The organism is Tritonibacter aquimaris (genome assembly GCF_009617595.1).
GTDB lineage: Bacteria > Pseudomonadota > Alphaproteobacteria > Rhodobacterales > Rhodobacteraceae > Epibacterium > Epibacterium aquimaris.
In genome coordinates this window covers 447,587-466,165 of sequence record NZ_WIXK01000001.1, presented here as the reverse complement: position 1 = coordinate 466,165, position 18,579 = coordinate 447,587, and the positions used below count along the sequence as shown (strand labels likewise).

General features: G+C 54.5%; 20 protein-coding genes and 1 tRNA gene. 14 read left to right on the top strand and 7 right to left on the bottom strand.

Features of this window, described 5'->3' with window-relative positions; genetic code table 11:
• Nucleotides 1–55 precede the first annotated feature (55 nt).
• The 3 genes from GG681_RS02250 to GG681_RS02240 all read right to left on the bottom strand — a co-directional run bounded on the left by GG681_RS02250 (nt 56) and on the right by GG681_RS02240 (nt 2,546).
• Complete coding sequence (locus GG681_RS02250) at nt 56–664, bottom strand: response regulator transcription factor (RefSeq protein ID WP_153544628.1); 609 nt, start codon at nt 662–664, stop codon at nt 56–58.
• On the bottom strand, nt 661–2,106 hold the full coding sequence (locus GG681_RS02245; protein ID WP_235899697.1) for a sensor histidine kinase: 1,446 nt from the start codon (nt 2,104–2,106) through the stop codon (nt 661–663). Before GG681_RS02245 ends, GG681_RS02250 begins: the two co-directional genes overlap by 4 nt.
• A gap of 350 nt (nt 2,107–2,456) precedes the next feature.
• Nucleotides 2,457–2,546 (bottom strand) — tRNA-Ser (locus GG681_RS02240).
• A 121-nt stretch (nt 2,547–2,667) separates the two neighbouring features.
• Here GG681_RS02240 and GG681_RS02235 point away from each other — a divergent pair.
• From GG681_RS02235 to GG681_RS02205, 7 genes are all read left to right on the top strand, one after another.
• Complete coding sequence (locus tag GG681_RS02235) at nt 2,668–3,513, top strand: DUF2059 domain-containing protein (protein WP_153544624.1); 846 nt, start codon at nt 2,668–2,670, stop codon at nt 3,511–3,513.
• Between the two features lie 199 nt (nt 3,514–3,712).
• Nucleotides 3,713–4,294, top strand: a complete 582-nt coding sequence (locus GG681_RS02230; RefSeq protein WP_153544623.1) for a 50S ribosomal protein L21 — start codon at nt 3,713–3,715, stop codon at nt 4,292–4,294.
• A gap of 18 nt (nt 4,295–4,312) precedes the next feature.
• Nucleotides 4,313–4,582 carry a 50S ribosomal protein L27 gene (gene rpmA, locus GG681_RS02225; RefSeq protein ID WP_153544621.1) on the top strand — a complete coding sequence of 90 codons (270 nt, stop codon included), beginning with the start codon at nt 4,313–4,315 and terminating at the stop codon, nt 4,580–4,582.
• Between the two features lie 270 nt (nt 4,583–4,852).
• A complete protein-coding gene (locus GG681_RS02220; protein WP_153544619.1) occupies nt 4,853–5,389 on the top strand; it encodes a GNAT family N-acetyltransferase in 537 nt (178 codons plus the stop codon).
• Nucleotides 5,390–5,508: 119 nt separating this feature from the next.
• Entirely contained in the window at nt 5,509–6,543 is a 1,035-nt protein-coding gene (obgE, locus tag GG681_RS02215; RefSeq protein ID WP_153544617.1) for a GTPase ObgE, read from the top strand.
• A complete protein-coding gene (gene proB, locus GG681_RS02210) occupies nt 6,531–7,640 on the top strand; it encodes a glutamate 5-kinase (protein ID WP_153544615.1) in 1,110 nt (369 codons plus the stop codon). Before obgE ends, proB begins: the two co-directional genes overlap by 13 nt.
• Before the next feature lie 70 nt (nt 7,641–7,710).
• On the top strand, nt 7,711–8,976 hold the full coding sequence (locus GG681_RS02205; protein ID WP_153544613.1) for a glutamate-5-semialdehyde dehydrogenase: 1,266 nt from the start codon (nt 7,711–7,713) through the stop codon (nt 8,974–8,976).
• 72 nt (nt 8,977–9,048) lie between these two features.
• Here GG681_RS02205 and GG681_RS02200 read toward each other — a convergent pair whose 3' ends face one another.
• Entirely contained in the window at nt 9,049–9,645 is a 597-nt protein-coding gene (locus GG681_RS02200) for a histidine phosphotransferase family protein (protein WP_153544611.1), read from the bottom strand.
• Nucleotides 9,646–9,672: 27 nt separating this feature from the next.
• On the opposite strand from GG681_RS02200, the gene GG681_RS02195 reads away from it, so the two are divergent.
• From GG681_RS02195 to tsf, 5 genes are all read left to right on the top strand, one after another.
• Nucleotides 9,673–9,855, top strand: a complete 183-nt coding sequence (locus tag GG681_RS02195; RefSeq protein WP_153544609.1) for a DUF3553 domain-containing protein — start codon at nt 9,673–9,675, stop codon at nt 9,853–9,855.
• Nucleotides 9,856–9,961: 106 nt separating this feature from the next.
• Nucleotides 9,962–10,714 (top strand): GNAT family N-acetyltransferase, encoded by a 753-nt coding sequence (locus GG681_RS02190; RefSeq protein ID WP_153544607.1) that lies wholly within the window; start codon nt 9,962–9,964, stop codon nt 10,712–10,714.
• Nucleotides 10,715–10,717: 3 nt separating this feature from the next.
• Nucleotides 10,718–11,557, top strand: a complete 840-nt coding sequence (locus GG681_RS02185) for a lysophospholipid acyltransferase family protein (RefSeq protein ID WP_153544605.1) — start codon at nt 10,718–10,720, stop codon at nt 11,555–11,557.
• Nucleotides 11,558–11,756: 199 nt separating this feature from the next.
• Nucleotides 11,757–12,524 (top strand): 30S ribosomal protein S2, encoded by a 768-nt coding sequence (gene rpsB / locus GG681_RS02180; RefSeq protein WP_153544603.1) that lies wholly within the window; start codon nt 11,757–11,759, stop codon nt 12,522–12,524.
• 82 nt (nt 12,525–12,606) lie between these two features.
• A complete protein-coding gene (gene tsf / locus GG681_RS02175) occupies nt 12,607–13,485 on the top strand; it encodes a translation elongation factor Ts (RefSeq protein ID WP_153544601.1) in 879 nt (292 codons plus the stop codon).
• A gap of 436 nt (nt 13,486–13,921) precedes the next feature.
• On the opposite strand, the gene GG681_RS02170 is transcribed toward tsf, so the two are convergent.
• Both GG681_RS02170 and aroQ read right to left on the bottom strand, forming a co-directional pair.
• Nucleotides 13,922–14,677 carry a LuxR family transcriptional regulator gene (locus GG681_RS02170; RefSeq protein WP_153544599.1) on the bottom strand — a complete coding sequence of 252 codons (756 nt, stop codon included), beginning with the start codon at nt 14,675–14,677 and terminating at the stop codon, nt 13,922–13,924.
• 4 nt (nt 14,678–14,681) lie between these two features.
• Nucleotides 14,682–15,122 carry a type II 3-dehydroquinate dehydratase gene (gene aroQ / locus GG681_RS02165; protein WP_153544597.1) on the bottom strand — a complete coding sequence of 147 codons (441 nt, stop codon included), beginning with the start codon at nt 15,120–15,122 and terminating at the stop codon, nt 14,682–14,684.
• A 327-nt stretch (nt 15,123–15,449) separates the two neighbouring features.
• Here aroQ and GG681_RS02160 point away from each other — a divergent pair, with 327 nt between their 5' ends.
• Together GG681_RS02160 and GG681_RS02155 are read left to right on the top strand one after the other, a co-directional pair.
• Nucleotides 15,450–16,112 (top strand): enoyl-CoA hydratase/isomerase family protein, encoded by a 663-nt coding sequence (locus GG681_RS02160; protein ID WP_194287124.1) that lies wholly within the window; start codon nt 15,450–15,452, stop codon nt 16,110–16,112.
• 23 nt (nt 16,113–16,135) lie between these two features.
• A complete protein-coding gene (locus tag GG681_RS02155; RefSeq protein ID WP_328593233.1) occupies nt 16,136–17,347 on the top strand; it encodes a serine hydrolase domain-containing protein in 1,212 nt (403 codons plus the stop codon).
• A gap of 158 nt (nt 17,348–17,505) precedes the next feature.
• Here the strand turns inward: GG681_RS02155 and GG681_RS02150 are convergent, their stop codons facing one another.
• Nucleotides 17,506–18,579, bottom strand: coding sequence for a dihydropteroate synthase (locus tag GG681_RS02150; RefSeq protein ID WP_153544593.1), 1,074 nt, complete (start codon nt 18,577–18,579; stop codon nt 17,506–17,508).

Sequence of the window (18,579 nt, the reverse complement as noted above, 5' to 3'; positions counted from 1 at the left end):
TATGAACAATGAGTCGTCCGGGAAATTCGTAGACTTCCCGGTCATCTCCGTAGTCCTACGGAGATACTCCGCCCTCGATCCAGGCACGCGTCATTTCTGCTTGTGAGGTGGTTCCCAGCTTGGCCCCAATTGCGGCCCGGTGGCTCTCCACGGTGCGGGGTGACAGGCCAAGCCCTTCGGCAATCTGCTTGGTTGTGAACCCCTGAGCAATCTGTTGAAGCACTTCACTCTCGCGTGGGGTCAGAGAGGACAAAAGCGTGCGCAACTCAGCCAGCTCCTGATCCGTCTGCAACCGCGCCTCCAGAGTATCATTGCCTTTCTGAATCGCTTCGATCAAATCCTGTTCGTCTACCGGTTTCGACAAGAAATCGACAGCGCCATTGCGAAACGCGCGGCGGCAGGCCTCGATGTCACCATGACCGGAAATAACCACTGTCGGCCAGTCCACTCCTTTTTCAGCAAGTCTTTCTTGAAGCTTCAGGCCTGAAATTAGCGGCATTCGGATATCGAGGATCAGACAGCCGGGGTGCAGCCTATCAAGCCGCGCCAGAAATGATTGGGGATCTGCAAAGGTGGTGACGTCAATATCAACCGTCGAAAGAAGCAACTGCAACGCCCGGCGAACGGCTTCGTCATCATCAACAAGATAGACAGGATGGTTCATAGTGCTGCCTCCTCTCGTTGTGCGCTGATGGGTAAACTGATGTGAAAACTGGCACCAACATCGGCAGGCCGGTGGGTGATCTCACCACCTGCACGTTCGACCAGCCTTTGGCAAAGCGCCAACCCAAGGCCAGTGCCGTTCTCGCGTGTCGTCACAAAAGGCGTGAACAGGCGTGATTTCAGATCGTTATCTACCCCTGGGCCATTGTCGATCACATCAAGGAAAATGTTGTCTTCAGAGATCCCCAAGTGAACGCGGATCTCGCCTCCTGTTTGAGGCTCCAGTGCCTCAAATGCATTTCGGATAAGGTTGTGTAATACCTGTTCCATCTCGACTTGATCTGCCCGAACTATTGTAGGGTCGCTGGGCATATTGAATCCCAAATCCACCCCACGCTTGTCTGCTTCGGGCCGAAGAAGGGCCTCAATATTGGTCAACACTCTTCGCAAATCAATGGATTGAATCGGCCCCCGGTGAGGGCGAGACCAGTTTCGCAACTGTTCCAGAATTGCCGAAGCGCGCTTAGCTTGCGACGCGATGTCGGACAGCGCTGGATCAACCGCTTCTGCTTTGCCGCGCGCCAACAGCCGCCGCCCGGCTTGCGCCTGAGCCAGGATAGCGGTCAGGGGCTGGGTTAGCTCATGGGCCATTCCGCTGGCCATTTCTCCCATCGCATTCACACGCGAGGCATGTGTCAACTGCGCTTCCATCCGCCGCATTTCCGCGTCTCGTTCGGCCGCCCGCACCCGTATGCGCTGATGAACGAACGCTAGGGCGGAAAAATAGATCAGGCTGACCAGCGCAAGGACGATGGCAACTTGGAGAGGTGGCAGCAAATGTGCGAGTTTGGTGCTTCTTGATGTTTCCAGCAACAAGGGTTGGGAGCCGCTTTCCAGGGGCCGCGCAAAACGAGGATTGGGGGCAGGGGACCGAAGGAGAAGATTGCCCCCGCCGGGCAGCGAAAGACCTATTTGCACGGTGTTCTTTGACCAGAAATCTGCATCACTACCCACCAGCTGCGCTGCATCAATTCCGAGGGCTAAGGCGTAAATCGCATTGTCAGAATTGGGGCTGCGCTTCACCAGAAAGTAGTGTTCTTGTCCCAGGGGGTGGGGCAAAAGCTCTGGCAACCCGGTAGATCGTTTGGCTGCAGAACGGATCATTGCCTCGACGCCCGAGGATATCGGCTTGGACCCGACGGTTTCGCCCGCAGGATCAAGCGGCACCAATTGTACCTCGTCTATTCTCGGATAAAATCTCGATATGGTTGCAGCAACATCAAGAAACAGATCAGAGCGCTGACCTGCACCGGCAACAGCAATGGCGGACAGTGCCGTCAAATGGGCATCATGTTGGCCAGCACGCAACGACGCCAGCCGATGAAGCTCCCCGCTTTCGTTCTCCAGCTCCTTGAATTGTAAGTTCACCTGAACAACAGCCAAGGCAATAACTCCTAAGGCCACAGCCACAAGCCACCCAACCCAACTGCGCAATCGGGTTCTGGGATCTATCGAATTTGGTTGTTTTAAGCTCATTTCGGCAAGCTAACATTTAATCCAAGGTCACCATGTCACAATTCTTCCCTCCGTTTATGGGGCGAACGGTAGCTTTGGGAAGGCGTGAGTAGGCATATGCAATTCTATTTGAAGAAAACGCTAAAACTATTTTGATTCATCTGGAAACAGACCATCTGTTGATCAATGAATGGAACACCCGAATGTGAGACGCCGACACAGCTACGCATCGCTCATTCTGTAGTGTCACACTGGAATGTCACGATCGCGAGAATAAATGGCGGAGAGACAGGGATTCGAACCCTGGGTCCCCGTGAAGGGACAACGGTTTTCGAGACCGCCCCGTTCGACCACTCCGGCACCTCTCCGCGGGGAGTGTGAGGGGGCGTTTAATGTGCACAGGCTAGGGGTGCAAGAGAAAATTCCAACTTTTTCAACATCACAGTGATTTTCCTTGTTCGCCTTTCAGTTTGTCTTACTGTTCACTGCATGACCCAGAGATATTCCCCCCTCCGCCTGCTGCCCGCTTTTGCCGTGATGGTTTGTGCACTGACCTTTGCGCAACTGGCGCGCGCAGCTGATCGCAACCATGTGGAAACCTTCCTCAATGTTACGGGCTTTGATGTGGCGCTCGACAGTATTGCGCTCTCAGCTGAAAGCGTGCCTGCAATGATTGGGCTTGAACCAGACGTGTTTGGCACCGAATTTGAGCGTATTTCAAAAGATGTGTTTGACCACAAAGACATGCGCGGTCAGGCGGTGGACTACCTCGAAGAAACGTTGAGCGACAAGGCGCTGCAGCATGCGCAGGATTTTTATGACAGCGCACTTGGACAGCGGCTGGTAAAGGCGGAAAACGCCTCTCATATGATCGAAGATGATGATATCAAACGCATCGCAGGAGAGCGGATCATTTCCGACCTGCTAAAACAGGGTGATGAGCGAATTGAAATCCTCAAACGGATGGGGCGCGCGGTGGATGCGGATGACAGCGCGGTGCATGCGGTGCAGGAGGTGCAGCTGCGCCTGCTGATCGCGGCAGATGCGTCTGGGCTGATCGAGCTGCAGCTCGATACTGAGGCGCTGAAGGCGCTTTTGGCTGAACAATCTGATGAAATGCGCCTGTCGATGCAAACAAGCGGCCTTGCGGCGTCTGCCTATACCTATCAGGGCTTTGACAATGCCGAGCTTGAAAACTACATCACGGCGCTGGAGACCCCGGAAATGCAGGAAGTGTATAGCCTGCTCAATGCGATCCAATATGAGATCACCGCCTCACGCTATGAGGAAATGGCCTATCGGTTGGGCCGTATCGGGGCAGGGCAGGATATCTAGGGCTCAGATCCAGCGATAAAACATTTGACTTTTGGCCCATCTGTCGGCAAAAGGCGCCATCCCGGCTTGGATTCTGTTCTGCGCCGGGATGTTTCTATTCATACGTCCGAAATCGGACGCGCTGTTCGAGGCGGAGGTGTAAGCCTTCCTGAACGCCCTTATGGGGGCCGTAGGACGCGGGTAACAAAAGGAAAACGCAATGTTCGCGGTCCTCAAGACCGGCGGTAAGCAGTATAAAGTACAGGCAGGTGATATCCTGCGTGTCGAAAAACTGGCTGCTGACGCTGGCGAAACTGTTCAATTCAACGACATCCTGATGCTGGGCGGTGACGCACCGGTTGTTGGTGCACCTCTGGTTGACGGCGCAGCCGTTCAGGCGGAAGTGATCGACCAGATCAAAGGCGACAAGGTAATCAACTTTGTCAAACGTCGTCGTAAGCACAGCTCCAAGCGCACCAAAGGTCACCGTCAAAAGCTGACCCTGGTCAAGATCACTGAGATCCTGGCGTCTGGCGCAGACAAATCCGGTGTAAAAGTTGCAACCGGCAAAGGCGAAACTTCCGCTGCTCCTGCTGCAAAAGCTGCTCCTAAAGCCGCTGCTGCAGAAGGTGATGATCTGACCCAACTGAATGGTGTTGGTCCTGCTGCTGCCAAGAAACTGGTAGAAGCTGGCCTGTCCACATTCGCTCAGATCGCAGCCTTGTCCGAAGACGCAATTGCTGCTATCGACATCATCAAAGTGAAGCCCGAATGGGTGGAACAGGCCAAAGAACTGGCCTGAGGCTAAGGAGAGACACTTATGGCACATAAGAAAGCTGGCGGCTCATCCCGTAACGGTCGCGACTCTGCCGGTCGTCGTCTTGGCGTAAAACTCTATGGTGGTCAGGCTGCAATCGCAGGCAACATCATCGTGCGTCAGCGCGGCACCAAATTCTGGCCCGGCGAAGGCGTTGGCATCGGCAAAGATCACACAATCTTTGCGACTGTTGACGGCGCTGTAAACTTCCAGAAGGGCCTGAAAGGCCGCACCTTTATTTCGGTTCTCCCGGTGGCGGAGGCCGCTGAGTAAGCCGAAACCTGAAAGGTTTGTAAAAGTTCAGGAGGATCGGCCCCAAGGCCGGTCCTCTTTCATTTTTGACGTTATGCACATGCTTGGGTTACAAATTGGAAATGATTTTCCCCCAAAGGGAGAGAAATGCATCACATCCTATTTGATGCGGTGGATGCATTGGGGGTCTATTGCGCAGCGGTACGCCGCTTCCTATCTCAACAGCAGGCACGGGCGATACAGCGTCAATAGGCCTAGCGCGGCACGCGCGTTCGAAGGAGGATCGAATATATGAGTTTGGACCAGGCAGTCATGCAGCCAACGATCAACACAGAGCATTTCACCCTGCGCCCCCTTCGCAAATCTGACGCGGGGCTGATCGAACATTACGCCAGCGATCTGCGCGTGGCCGGCATGACCAGCACCATTCCACATCCGCTGCCCCCCGGCGCAACCGAAGCCTTTGTAACCCGCTCTATGGCCAATGAAGGCAATGAATATGTCTGGGCCGTCGATGGCACCGCAGATGGCGGACCTGAACTCAAAGGTGTGGTGTCGCTCAAACGCATGGATCGCAGCCAGTCGGAAATCGGATTCTGGATTGCGCCGGTATTTTGGAACACAGGTATTGCCTCGGCATCGGTGCGCGCATTGATTGAGGCCAATCCTTTTGGTGACAGCGCGATCTTTGCCAGCGTGTTTCAGGACAATCCGGCCTCAGCACGGGTGCTGACCCAATGCGGGTTTGAATACCTTGGTGACGCGGAAACCTTCTCGGTGGCGCGCGATGCCAATGTACCAACCTGGACCTACAGCCGAAAACTGTGATTGGCCCTCGGGCGCGTTTACGTTAAAGCAGGCAAAACACATCAACAGGGCAGGGGTTCAGCCACCTGCCCATTGTGACGTTTGTGCGCCCCAAAGGCGGGCCACAACAAGGAGTCGAAATGAAATTCCTCGACCTGACAAAGGTTTATATTCGATCTGGCGGCGGCGGAAACGGCTGCGTCAGCTTTCGCCGTGAAAAATACATCGAATATGGCGGACCCGACGGCGGTGACGGCGGCAAGGGTGGCTCGGTCTATGCCGAAGCGGTTGAGGGGCTGAATACGCTGATCGACTTCCGCTATCAGCAGCATTTCTTTGCGCAGAACGGTCAATCCGGCATGGGCCGCCAGCGCACCGGGCGCGACGGCGATGACATCATCCTTCGGGTGCCGGTTGGAACCGAGATCCTCGATGAGGACGAAGAAACCGTGCTCTGCGACCTGACCGAAGTGGGCGAACGCGTGCTGCTTGCAAAAGGCGGCAACGGTGGCTTTGGCAACCTGCACTTTAAATCTTCTACCAATCAGGCACCCCGGCGCGCAAACCCCGGCCAGGAGGGCATTGATCGCACCATTTGGCTCCGGCTGAAACTGATTGCGGACGCGGGTCTGTTGGGGCTGCCGAATGCCGGCAAATCCACCTTCCTTGCGGCCACATCAAACGCGCGCCCCAAGATTGCAGATTACCCCTTTACCACCTTACACCCAAACCTGGGTGTTGTTGGCATTGATAATGCGGAATTTGTAATGGCCGATATCCCCGGCCTGATCGAAGGCGCGCACGAAGGGCGTGGTCTTGGCGATCTGTTCCTTGGGCATGTGGAACGCTGCGCAGTGCTGTTGCATCTGATCGACGGCACCTCTGAAACCGTGGCCCAAGACTACCGCACCATTATCAACGAGCTTGAAGCCTATGGTGGCGAGCTGGCTGAAAAGCCGCGCATCACCGCGCTCAACAAAATCGACGCGCTTGACGACGAAGAACGCGAAGAGGCCCGCGCCGCCCTGGAAGCCGAAGTTGGTGGGCCGGTTATGCTGATGTCTGGTGTCAGCGGTGAAGGGTTGAATGAAGTGCTGCGTGCAGTGCGCCAAGAAATCAACGATGATCGTATTCGTCAAAAACCCGCAGAGGAATCTGAGCCTTGGCAGCCTTAACTGACGCCAAACGCATTGTTGTCAAAATCGGCTCGGCCCTTTTGGTGGACCGGGACAATGGGCGTTTGAAATCAGACTGGCTGGCGACTCTGGCCGCGGATGTGGCCTGGCTCAAAGGCCAGGGTAAGGATGTGATCCTGGTGTCATCGGGCTCTATTGCGCTGGGGCGTGGCGTTCTGGGCCTGCCTGCGGCGCAAGATCTCGCGCTGGAACACTCACAGGCAGCTGCTGCCGTGGGCCAGATCCAGCTCGCGCGCGCTTATGAAGAGGCGCTTGCACCGCATGAGATCACCACTGCGCAGGTGCTGGTGACGCTGGAAGACAGTGCCAACCGGCGACGCTATCTGAATTCACGTTCCACGCTGCGCACGCTTTTGACCCTGGGCACCGTGCCGATCGTCAATGAAAACGACACCATCGCAACAGATGAAATCCGCTATGGCGACAACGATCGCCTGGCGGCGCAGATTGCCGTCACCACCGGTGCCGATTGCTTGGTGCTGCTCTCGGATGTGGATGGGTTTTACAGCGCAAATCCCGGCCTCGATCCCAGCGCCAAACGGTTTGAACGCATTGATCGCATCACGCCCGAAATCGAAGCGATGGCAGGGGATGGCATCTCTGGCCTTTCAAAGGGTGGTATGATCACCAAACTGCTGGCCGCCAAAATGGCCACCGCCGAGGGCTGCGCTATGGCGATCACCGAAGGCTCTGCTCTGAACCCGCTGAAAGCGCTGGAAAACGGTGCCAACTCAACCTGGTTTACGGCCCAGGGCGATCCGCATACTGCACGCAAACGCTGGATTGCCACGATGAAACCCCGCGGTGAGATCACCGTGGACGAAGGCGCCGCGCGCGCGCTCAGCTCTGGAAAAAGCCTGCTGCCCGCAGGCGTCCGTCATGTGGAGGGTGACTTTGGTCGCGGTGAGCCGCTGACCATCCGCAGCCCAGAAGGCCACAAATTGGGCCAGGGGCTGGCGCGCTATACCTCGCATGAGGCCAAAGCCATCCAGGGCCACAAATCTGCTGAGATCGAAGACATTCTGGGCTATCCTGCCCGCGCTGCTTTGATCCACCGCGATGATATGGCGCTTTAGCCTTCATCTTTTCAAAAATACTCCCGCCGGAGGCATCCTTCGGCCTGCCACATATAAAGGCATCTGAGATATGAAAGATTTGGAAAATATTCCCGCCCTGATGCAAGACCTGGGCAAACGTGCAAAGGCAGCTGCTGCAAAACTGGCAACAGCCCCTGCAGAACGCAAAGCACAGGCCCTGAACGCAGCCGCTGATATCGTCTGGTCCAAACGCGCTGACATAATTGCCGCCAATGCCAAAGACCTGGAATTTGGCCGCTCCAAAGGTTTGAGCGACGCAATGATGGATCGCCTGTTGCTGAATGAGAGCCGCATTCAAGGCATCGTCGATGGGTTGCGCGCCATTGCCGGCCAAACTGACCCGGTTGGCGAAGTGCTGACCGAGTGGGATCAGCCTTCCGGCCTGAACATTCAACGCGTGCGCACACCGCTTGGCGTGATTGGGGTGATCTATGAAAGCCGCCCCAATGTGACTGCCGATGCAGGCGCGCTGTGTCTGAAATCCGGCAATGCGGTGATCCTGCGTGGCGGCTCGGAAAGTTTTCATTCCTCGCAGGCCATTCATGCATGCCTTGCCGAAGGGCTCAAAGCTGCGGATCTGCCCGAAGATGCGGTGCAGCTGGTGCCCACGCGCGACCGCGCAGCGGTGCAGCAGCTGCTGACCATGACAGATTATGTTGATGTGATTGTGCCACGCGGTGGTAAGGGCCTTGTGGGGCTGGTGCAGCGCGAGGCCCGCGTGCCGGTTTTTGCCCACCTAGAAGGCATTGTGCACATCTATGTCGACAAAGCAGCCGATCCGCAAAAGGCGCTGGATGTGGTACTGAACGCCAAAACCCGCCGCACCGGCATCTGTGGCGCAGCGGAATGCCTGTTGATCCACCGCGATGTTGTGGCGGGGCTGGGCGCTGAGATCCTAACGGCACTGGCGGCCGCAGGTGTTGAAATCCACGCAGCCGAGGATCTGACAGGGCCCGAGGGCATGACCGCCGCAACGGATGAGGATTGGGGTAAAGAATATCTCGATGCAATCATTGCCGCGCGGGCGGTTGATAGCATCGATGAGGCGATTGCCTTTATCCGTGATCACCATTCCCAGCATACCGACTGTATCATCACCGAAGATGATGCCGCGGTTCAGCAGTTTTTCAGCGAGCTCGACAGCGCCATCCTGATGCACAATGCCTCAACCCAATTTGCCGATGGTGGTGAATTTGGCATGGGTGCAGAGATTGGCATTGCCACCGGTAAGATGCATGCGCGTGGCCCGGTTGGTGCGGCGCAGCTCACCAGTTTCAAATATCTGGTACGCGGCAACGGCACCACACGATCCTAAAAATACTGTACTTAAAACAAAAGCGCCGGGAAACCGGCGCTTTTTTCCGTTTAATCTGAGCCTTAGGTCCGCTCAAAGCGTGATGGAAACATCTGTTTCGCTTTGAGAAAACGCAACGCTTCGACCAGTTTCTTTGGCAAGCTCTGGCAAAAGCGCAAACTGCACAAAGGCTGGCGTGATTTTTGCCACAGCCTCATCCGCAGACAGCCAGGTCCACAGATCCGCATCCACATTGATCTTACGCCCGGTGCCGGACACACGCCAGCTGTCACCAGATTTCTGCATGGTCACTTCGCCGCCATAGGGCAGGGCGCTTTCCAGGCAGAGCGCGGCCAGAAACACCAAACGCACCTCAACGCGGCTCACCGCGTCTTCAACCTGCCAGTGGTATTTCAATCGCCCGCCTTTGCTCAGATCATCAAGCACAGAAACCACTTCGGCCTTGCCAAGGCTCTGCTCACCAGCAGCCCCAAAGGCGATGCGGAAAAACCGGATCCGCGCATTAGCATTGCCCACACTGTCAGAGATCAGCTCAAGCTCGGGCCCATCTACCGCACCCGCCATGCCCAACAACTCTAGCCCGTTGTTGATCGCCCCAACCGGGCTGATCAGGTCATGACAGATACGAGACCCTATCAAAGTGGCCAGATTAACGTTATCAACAGCCATATTCTTCCTCCGACTTGGGCCACTTTTATGAATGACCTCAATGCAATTCTTGCCCCGGGCATGTTTGTCAAACATCCAGACCACCCAGAATGGGGGATCGGGCAGGTTCAATCCAATGCAGCGGGCAAAATCACCGTAAATTTCCCGGATCAGGGAAAACTGGTGTTTGATGGCGCCCGTATTGGTTTGATCCCTGTTTTTGATCTGTGAAAACGGTTTACGAACCGTTAACTACACCCGTTCGATTTGACTTAAACTTGCTCAATCTGTGCCTTATGCGCTATCTGCGCGCAAGAGTGAACAATCCGGAAGACCTATGGCTGCGCCAAAACAAGACTTTGAAGTAAAACTCGCCGAGACCGAAGACGAACTGCGGGCGGCGCAAGCGCTGCGCTATGAGGTGTTTGTACGTGAGCTTGGCGGTGATGGCGACATGGTCGATCATGACGCGGGGCTCGAGCGCGACCGGTTTGATCCCTATTTTGACCATATGATCGCCAAGGACTGCCAGACCGGTGCTGTAATCGGCGTTTACCGTCTGCTGACCGGGGAAAAAGCGGCTGAGATCGGACAGTTTTACTCCGATGATGAATATGATCTGAGCGTTCTGCAGACCGCAGACCGCAAGGTGCTTGAGCTGGGGCGGTCATGCCTGCACAAAGACTACCGTGGTGGCATGGCGATGTATCACCTGTGGAATGGTCTGTCGCAATATGTGCTGTCGCGCGAAATTGAAGTGCTGTTTGGCACCGCGAGCTTTCACGGCACCGACCTTGAGGCGCTGGCAGCGCCACTGTCGATGCTGTACCACAACCACCTTGCCCCCGAAGATCTGCGCGTGCGGGCAAAATCCTATCAAAACATGGATTTGATTGCCCCAGATCAGCTGGACAGACGCGCGGCAATGCTGAAAATTCCTGCCTTGATCAAGGCCTATCTGCGACTTGGAGGCTTTATTGGTGATGGTGCCTATGTTGACCACGCCTTTAATACCACCGATGTGTGCCTGATCCTTGACACCGCCCGCATGAATGAGCGCCAGCGCAAAATTTACACAAGTGAAAGATAACCCATGTCGATGAGCTGGCAAAGCGAGAGTGCACCGGACCCGGTGCACGTGTCCCTTAAAGGTTGGGTATTGATCGGGTTGCGCGGCGGTGCCGTTATACCGGTATTGGTGTTCACCTTCCTTTTGATGGTTGCGATCCGACCAGTTGAGAGCATCTTTAGCGGCACCAGACGCCCCCTCAGTTCTCGGGTTCCCCAATTTGCAAGCCGTGTGGTGCTGCGGCTCATGGGCTTCCAGTACAAAGTCAGCGGCGTGGCAATGCGCAACCCCGGAGCGGTGGTGGCCAATCACTCCTCCTGGCTCGATATTTTTGTGGTCAATGCTGCCAAGCGGGTGTTCTTTGTCTCCAAGGCCGAAGTGGCCGGATGGGCGGGCATTGGCGCGCTGGCCAAAGCCTCGGGCACCATCTTTATTGAACGCGAACGGGCTCAGGCGCGTGATCAGGCAGTGCTTTTTGAAAAGCACCTGATTTCCGGCCATAAATTGATGTTTTTCCCCGAAGGCACCTCAACCGATGGCTGCCGGGTGCTGAAGTTCAAATCAAGCCTGTTTGCGCCCTTTATGCGCGATGAACTGCGCGACCATCTTTATATTCAACCGATGTCGGTGATCTATCATGCGCCCAAAGGCGAGCCGGATCGGTTTTATGGCTGGTGGGGTGATATGGATTTTGGCGAAAACATGCTGAAGATCCTGTCACAGCCGAAGCAAGGCACAATTGAAGTGCTGCTTCATCCGCCGCTTTTGGCCGCAGATTTTGCCGATCGCAAGGCGCTGACCGCAGCGTGTGAAAAGGCCGTGCGCGATGGATTTGAGGCGCAAAAAACGCTTGGCGCGGCGTGAGGGCCTAGCAATTGCACTTTCTTGCGCGTTTCATGTCCAAAGCCCTTGTCAAACCCTATAATCTGGACTAAACGCGCGACATTCGAACCCGCAGGCGGGGTTTGGTGTGATCAGGGGAGACATCCCTGACGTACCGCCGGTTGGAGCATCCGCTCTGAGACCCCCGCCGAGGACTGAAACCGGAAAAGGAATAAAAAGCATGGCTCTTCCTGAGTTCTCCATGCGTCAGCTGCTCGAAGCTGGCGTACACTTTGGTCACCAGACACAACGCTGGAACCCGCGCATGGGTCCGTATATCTACGGTTCGCGCAATGGCATCCACATCATGGACCTCACCCAGACTGTTCCTCTGCTGGACCAGGCTCTGCAGGCTGTTCGTGACACCGTTGCCAAAGGCGGCCGCGTTCTGTTCGTTGGTACCAAGCGTCAGGCAGCAGGCCCGATTGCTGAAGCAGCTGAAAAATCAGCTCAGTATTACATGAACCACCGCTGGCTCGGCGGCACCTTGACCAACTGGAAAACCGTTTCCCAGTCGATCAACCGCCTGAAAGAAATCGACGAGCGCATGGCGACCGGCGCCGAAGGCCTGACCAAGAAAGAGCGTCTGGGCATGGAGCGTGATCAAGAGAAGCTGAACGCATCTCTTGGTGGTATCCGCGAAATGGGCGGTGTTCCTGATCTTCTTTTCGTCATCGACGTGAAAAAAGAAGCACTGGCGATCGCAGAAGCAAACAAACTGGGTATCCCTGTTGTTGCTATTGTTGACACCAACTGCTCCCCCGATGGCGTTGACTATGTAATCCCAGGCAACGACGACGCATCCCGTGCGATCTCGTTGTATTGCGATCTGGCCGCGCGCGCAGCGCTGGACGGCATGACCGCACAGCTGGGCGCAGCAGGCGTTGACCTGGGCGAATTCGAAGAAGCACCAGTTGAAGAAGTTGTTGCGGAAGAAGTTCAAGCCTGATCTTCACCCGTGTCACATGATTGACATGCGGGGCAGGGTATGACCTGCCCCAAATCCCTTTGATATTGAGGAGAGCCAAAAGATGGCAATCACAGCAGCACTCGTGAAAGAACTGCGCGACAACACCGGCGCCGGCATGATGGACGCCAAAAAAGCGCTGACCGAAACCAATGGTGACATGGAAGCGGCAATCGATTGGCTGCGCACCAAAGGTCTGGCCAAAGCTGCAAAGAAATCCGGTCGTACCGCCGCTGAAGGTCTGGTCGCCGTGGTTGTTGAAGGTGGCAAAGGTGTTGCGGTTGAAGTGAACGCCGAAACCGACTTTGTTGCGAAAAACGCTGAGTTCCAGGAAATGGTTTCTGGCATTGCAACCGCCGCTCTGGGCGTTGCGGATGTTGACGGCCTGAACGCAGCTGAAGTTGCAGGCAAGCCTGTTTCCGAGCTGATCACCGACAAGATTGCCACCATCGGCGAAAACATGAACCTGCGTCGCATGGCGTCGGTCGAAGGTGAAACCGTTGTGGCATACGTCCACAATGCGGCAACCGCTGGTATGGGCAAAATTGGTGTTCTGGTTGCAATGAACGGTGGTGACGAAACCATCGGCAAGCAGATCGCAATGCATATCGCCGCTGTTAACCCTGCTGCTCTGTCTGAAGCAGATCTGGACGCATCGGTTGTAGAAAAAGAGAAGCAGGTTCAGATGGACATCGCACGCGAGTCCGGCAAGCCTGAGCAGGTCATCGAGAAGATGATCGTAGGTCGCATGAAGAAGTTCGTTGCAGAAGCCACTCTGCTGAACCAGTCTTTTGTTGTGAACCCTGATCTGACCGTAGAAGCAGCTGCCAAAGAAGCAGGCGCAACCATCACTGGTTTTGTTCGCCTCGAAGTTGGTGAAGGCATCGAAGTCGAAAAAGAAGACTTTGCTGCAGAAGTTGCAAAAGCAGCTCAGGGCGGCTAAGCGCTGCTTCACAAAGCAATTAAGAGCCGGGGTGCCCCCAAGCACTCCGGTTCTTTATTGCCCACGATACGGGCGTTATATCACCGCTATGGCGATGCTGTTCAAATAGATCGCCACAGATATCAGTTGGTGATTTGCGATGATGTATTGGGACATAAAAAGAGGGACCCCATTGATGGGGATGGATGGGGCCCCTCATAAGTTCTGGCATGAACACAGACCAATAAGCACCCACAACCAGACAAGCAACAGGGCCCAGAAATAACAGGGGTGTTGCCTGACGCTCCTTGGCTAAAGCCACCACTCACGGAACATGTATAGTATGTTACTATATCACGGCACTCTGTAGTAGTGTTTTCCATACCTTTAGCAAAAACTTGCCAGATAGTTAATCATGGGTTATTTGTCATATTTTTCAATACATTACGAGGCGGCTTTAGCCTTCAATTTGGTAGATTTGATTGTGCAGCGCGGCTTTTAGGACGGCCTGCGCGGATGTGTCGACCGCCAACGCCTCACGGGCGAGTCGCAAATGCTTTTCAATCGTAGCGGTGGTAAGCCCCATGATCGTAGCAATATCCTGGGTGGTTTTGCCATCGCCAACCCATTGCAATGCCTCGCGCTGACGATTGGTGAGCGATCGGTGCGGCGGCACATAGGGCAGGGTGAGAATCTTCAAGTGGACGATATTATTGATCAGTTCAATATCGTCACCAACCTCCTCCCAAATCGCATCAACCTGCTCCTGCGTGACACCCGCCTCGGCCGCAAGCGACACCGCACCTTTGAAACGTGGTGAAAACGAAAAAAAGCTGATGGTATAGCCCGCGGTCATCTCAAGCTGGCGGTTGAAATCGACCACTTCCATCGCCTCAGGGCTCAAAGCCTCTTGTGCGAGCTGCGCATGCACATAGCTCCAGCTACAAGCGCCTTCATTTTCCAAGGCCCAGCGAACCATGGGCGCATGAAAATAAAGCCCCTTGCGCAGAAAACCATCCATATAGTCTTTGCCATGGTTGGAAAGGATCAGAAAATCATCCGGATCTCCCAGCGATTTTTCGGTCTTATATCGCGTGTAACCGTAAATCAGCCGGGTAAAGCCATATTCGGCCATCTTCTCCTGATAGCCATCCCAAAGCTGCTCAAGACTGCGATATTTGGCGACGCAGTTGAGAAAATCAACAACAGACATCGGTTTAATTATGTCCCAGATAGGTGGCCATGGCATCGATTGCCATCAGATAACCGAAGGAGCCAAAACCGCAGATCTGACCAACGACAGCACGCGAAATATAAGAGGTATGGCGGAATTCCTCACGGGCGTGGATGTTTGAGAGGTGAACCTCAACTGCGGGCAATTCAACTGAGTAGAGCGCATCCATCAAGGCGATCGACGTATGGGTATAAGCGCCTGCATTCAAAATGATACCGTCCTGCACACCTTTGGCCGCGTGGATCGTATCAAGCAGCACACCTTCGTGATTGGACTGCACGCAGGTGATATCCATCCCGCGAGCTTTGCCGTGTTCGTGACAGGCTTGTTCAACCATTTCCAGCGTTTCGCTGCCGTAGACTTCAGGCTGGCGCGTGCCCAAGAGATTGAGATTGGGGCCATTCAGGATCAATAGATGCGGCATTTTTATTCCCATAGTATCAAATTGGCACAAAGCGCCCAATGTCTCTGCTTTGATCTTAACATCAAACCGGACTGGCACCTTTTGTACAGAAGTTCATGAGATTAGGAAAGAAAGGCTGCACAGATATGATCAAAACTATCTCTGCTGCCCATTGAACTGATGCAGCATTGCTTCTTAATTTAACAATTAAAGCAAAGAATTGCGCCCAATCGTAAGGCTTTGCACATGTTCCTGCGCCAAAATGGCGCTAGTGGTTTTACGTATCGCAAAATGGCTCGACCCAGTGATGTAATCCACGCAAGATGCACCGACCAGCGGAGAGATAAAATGAGTGCGCAAGACTGGCTAAACCGCAGAAGCCATGGGGCAGGGATCGTTGAACTGCAGCTTGGAAAAGGCCCTTCAAACGGTTTGAACGCGGAGTTTCTTTTGGATTTCAGCGCAGAAGTTCAATCGCTTGCAGAAGATAGCGCCATTCAGATTATTCTGATCAGCAGCCCCTTTCACAGCTTTTGCAGCGGTGCTGAGGTGGCAGAGAACAGCGCTGAATTTGCGGATGGTGTGCAATCTGCCATCGACGCGCTGCTGTCTTGTGGCAAACCCACCATTGCCGTGATCAATGGCGATATCTTAGACGCGGGGCTGTGCCTGGCGCTGGCCTGTGATAGCCGGATTGGCGTGACAAAAACCGGATATGGGCTGCCATATGTCCATACCCGCCGCAGCCCAACCGCAGCTGAGCAAAAGATCCTGCATCAAAAGCTCGACCCGAATGTAGCGCGTCGACTGCTGCTGACCGGGCAGACAATCGGCCCGGTCGCTGCTCGAAATTACGGCATTATTGATCTTGTTGCCGAGGACCAGGAAGATCTATGGATGTTTGCGCTGCGTGAGGCCAAAACATTTGCGGCGGTGCCTGTCGATCATTTTGCGGCCGTCAAAAAGCTATTGAATAACCCGCTGGAAGCGACCAGCCAAAATACAGGCTAAAACGGCCAAGATTAGGGGATGAGGTGTCCGAGCACAGGTTTAAACCAATCATTGATTGGCAACATGAATATGTCGCTGCACACAAATATCCCGGCAGCTCCATTCTGATCCAACATGGCGGAGAAGAGCGTTTCTTTTCCGCTGTTGGCCTGCGCGACATTGAACACCGTTTGCCGTTTGAACGCGACACGTTGGTACGTCTGTATTCGATGACGAAACCCGTTACCTCCTTGGCCATTATGATGCTGATCGAGCGTGGCTTAATGCGGCTTGATACGCCTCTGGATGAGATTTTACCTGAGTTTTCAAATCCTTCGGCGCTGATCGGTGGCGCGCAACATATCGAACAATGTGAACCGGTGCGTGCACCAACTGTACAAGAGCTGCTCACCCATACTGCTGGCCTGAGCTACGCATTTAATCCCGGCGTGCTGCCTGAAGCCATGGATAAGGCAGAGCTGTTTTTTCAGCCCAGGCAAGGCCAATTGAAACATATGGTGGCGCGCCTGGCCGCGCTGCCGCTGGCATTTCGACCAGGAACGCGTTGGGAATATTCTGTGTCTTGCGACGTGTTGGGCCATGTGGTCGAACGGGTTTCGGGCTGCGAACTGGACGAGTTTTTCCAGACTGAAATCTTTGCGCCGCTGGGGATGAAAAACACGAAGTTTAAGATCGAAGATGCTAATTTAAAGTCATTTTCATCGCTATACATACCTAAGGAATTGGACAACGCCTTCGCTGTACATCGCGATGCGGCACCCATATCGGGATTGGCGCTACATGACAGCCGCGAGGCATCAGAATTCAGTTCGACCACATTGTTTTCCGGAGGTGGCGGCCTGATCGGCACCATTGATGATTATGCGCGTTTCCTGCAGCTCATCCGCAACCGAGGTAAGGTTGGCGTCAGCCAATTGGTTCAGGCACGGACCATAGATATGATGATGCAGAACCATCTGCCAGGCGACATCGCATCTATGGGCCCAACCAGTTTTGCCGAACAACCGATGCACGGTATGGGCTTTGGGCTGGGCGGATCTGTTTTACTAGACAGCACACGTGCAAAGCTTGCTGGCTCTGCTGGTGATTTCAGCTGGGGTGGCATTGCGTCGACTTATTTTTGGATCGATCCGATCCGTGATCTGCAGGTGATTTTCTTCACCCAGCTTTCACCATCCAGCACATATTCATCGCGCGCCGAGTTGAAATCATTGGTTAGTCAGATGCTTAACTAACAAAGCTCGACTAGATATCGCTTCCGCCTACTGCTAATTTACCATAATACACATTATACAACGTATATACCCATGAAACGCGTGGCGCTCTTTTTCTGAAAACCACACAAAAAAACCGAGCTCTACGGCCCGGTTTCTTTGTTCTCATGTAGATTAGATCAACGACGGCGGCGGCCGCCGCCACGGCGACCACGGCCACCTGCGGCAGCGTCATCATCGCTTTTGTTGAAGTTGATCCATTCCGCGCCACCTTCGTCATTGTTGGTGAGGAAGTTTGCAGCCCGGATTGCTTCCATCTCTTTGCCTGCACGTGGCTTGGTCGAGCCCATGCCAAAGAGCTTCACAAAAGTCTCGTCATCCATACCTTCTGGCAGCACGATACCTGCAGCTTCGATTTCAGCTTTTTTAGCTGCGATTTTCTTTGGCCCGATTGGCAGCGCCACCGGGTTCATAATCGCCGATGTCATACCAGTGGCCATCGCCATCGGCAGGAATGCGTTGTTGATGCCGTGGCGATTTGGCAGACCAAATGAGATGTTTGAGGCACCGCATGTGGTGTTTACGCCCAGCTCGTCACGCAGACGACGGTTCAGTTCAAACACCTGCAAACCAGCGGACCCCATTGCACCAACTGGCATAACCAGCGGATCTACAACGATATCATGGGCTGGGATGCCAAAGTCTGCAGCGCGTTCAACGATCTTTTTCGCAACAGCAAAGCGCACTTCTGGATCTTCAGAAATCCCGGTGTCATCGTTGGAGATCGCCACCACCGGAACATTGTACTTTTTCACCAGCGGCAGAACCAGCTCAAGACGTTCTTCTTCACCGGTAACAGAATTCAGCAACGGACGGCCTTCTGCGGCTGCGAGACCAGCTTCAAGCGCGCCAGGAACCGATGAATCGATACACAGCGGGCAATCTGTCACCGCCTGCACGGTTTTGATCAACTGCGTCATCAGGTCAGGCTCAACAAAGTTGTTGTCCGCGTAACGCGGATCTTCAGCCATCTTGTTGGAAAACACCGCGCCAGAGTTCACATCCAGCACGGTTGCACCTGCGGCAACCTGCGCCAGCGCGTCAGATTCCACGCGGGAAAAATCACCGCGTTCCAGCTCTTCGTTCAGAATTTTACGGCCAGTTGGGTTGATCCGCTCACCAATAACTGTGAAGGGTTGATCAAAACCCATGATCGTTGTTTTTGTTTTAGATTCAATAATAGTACGGGTCAT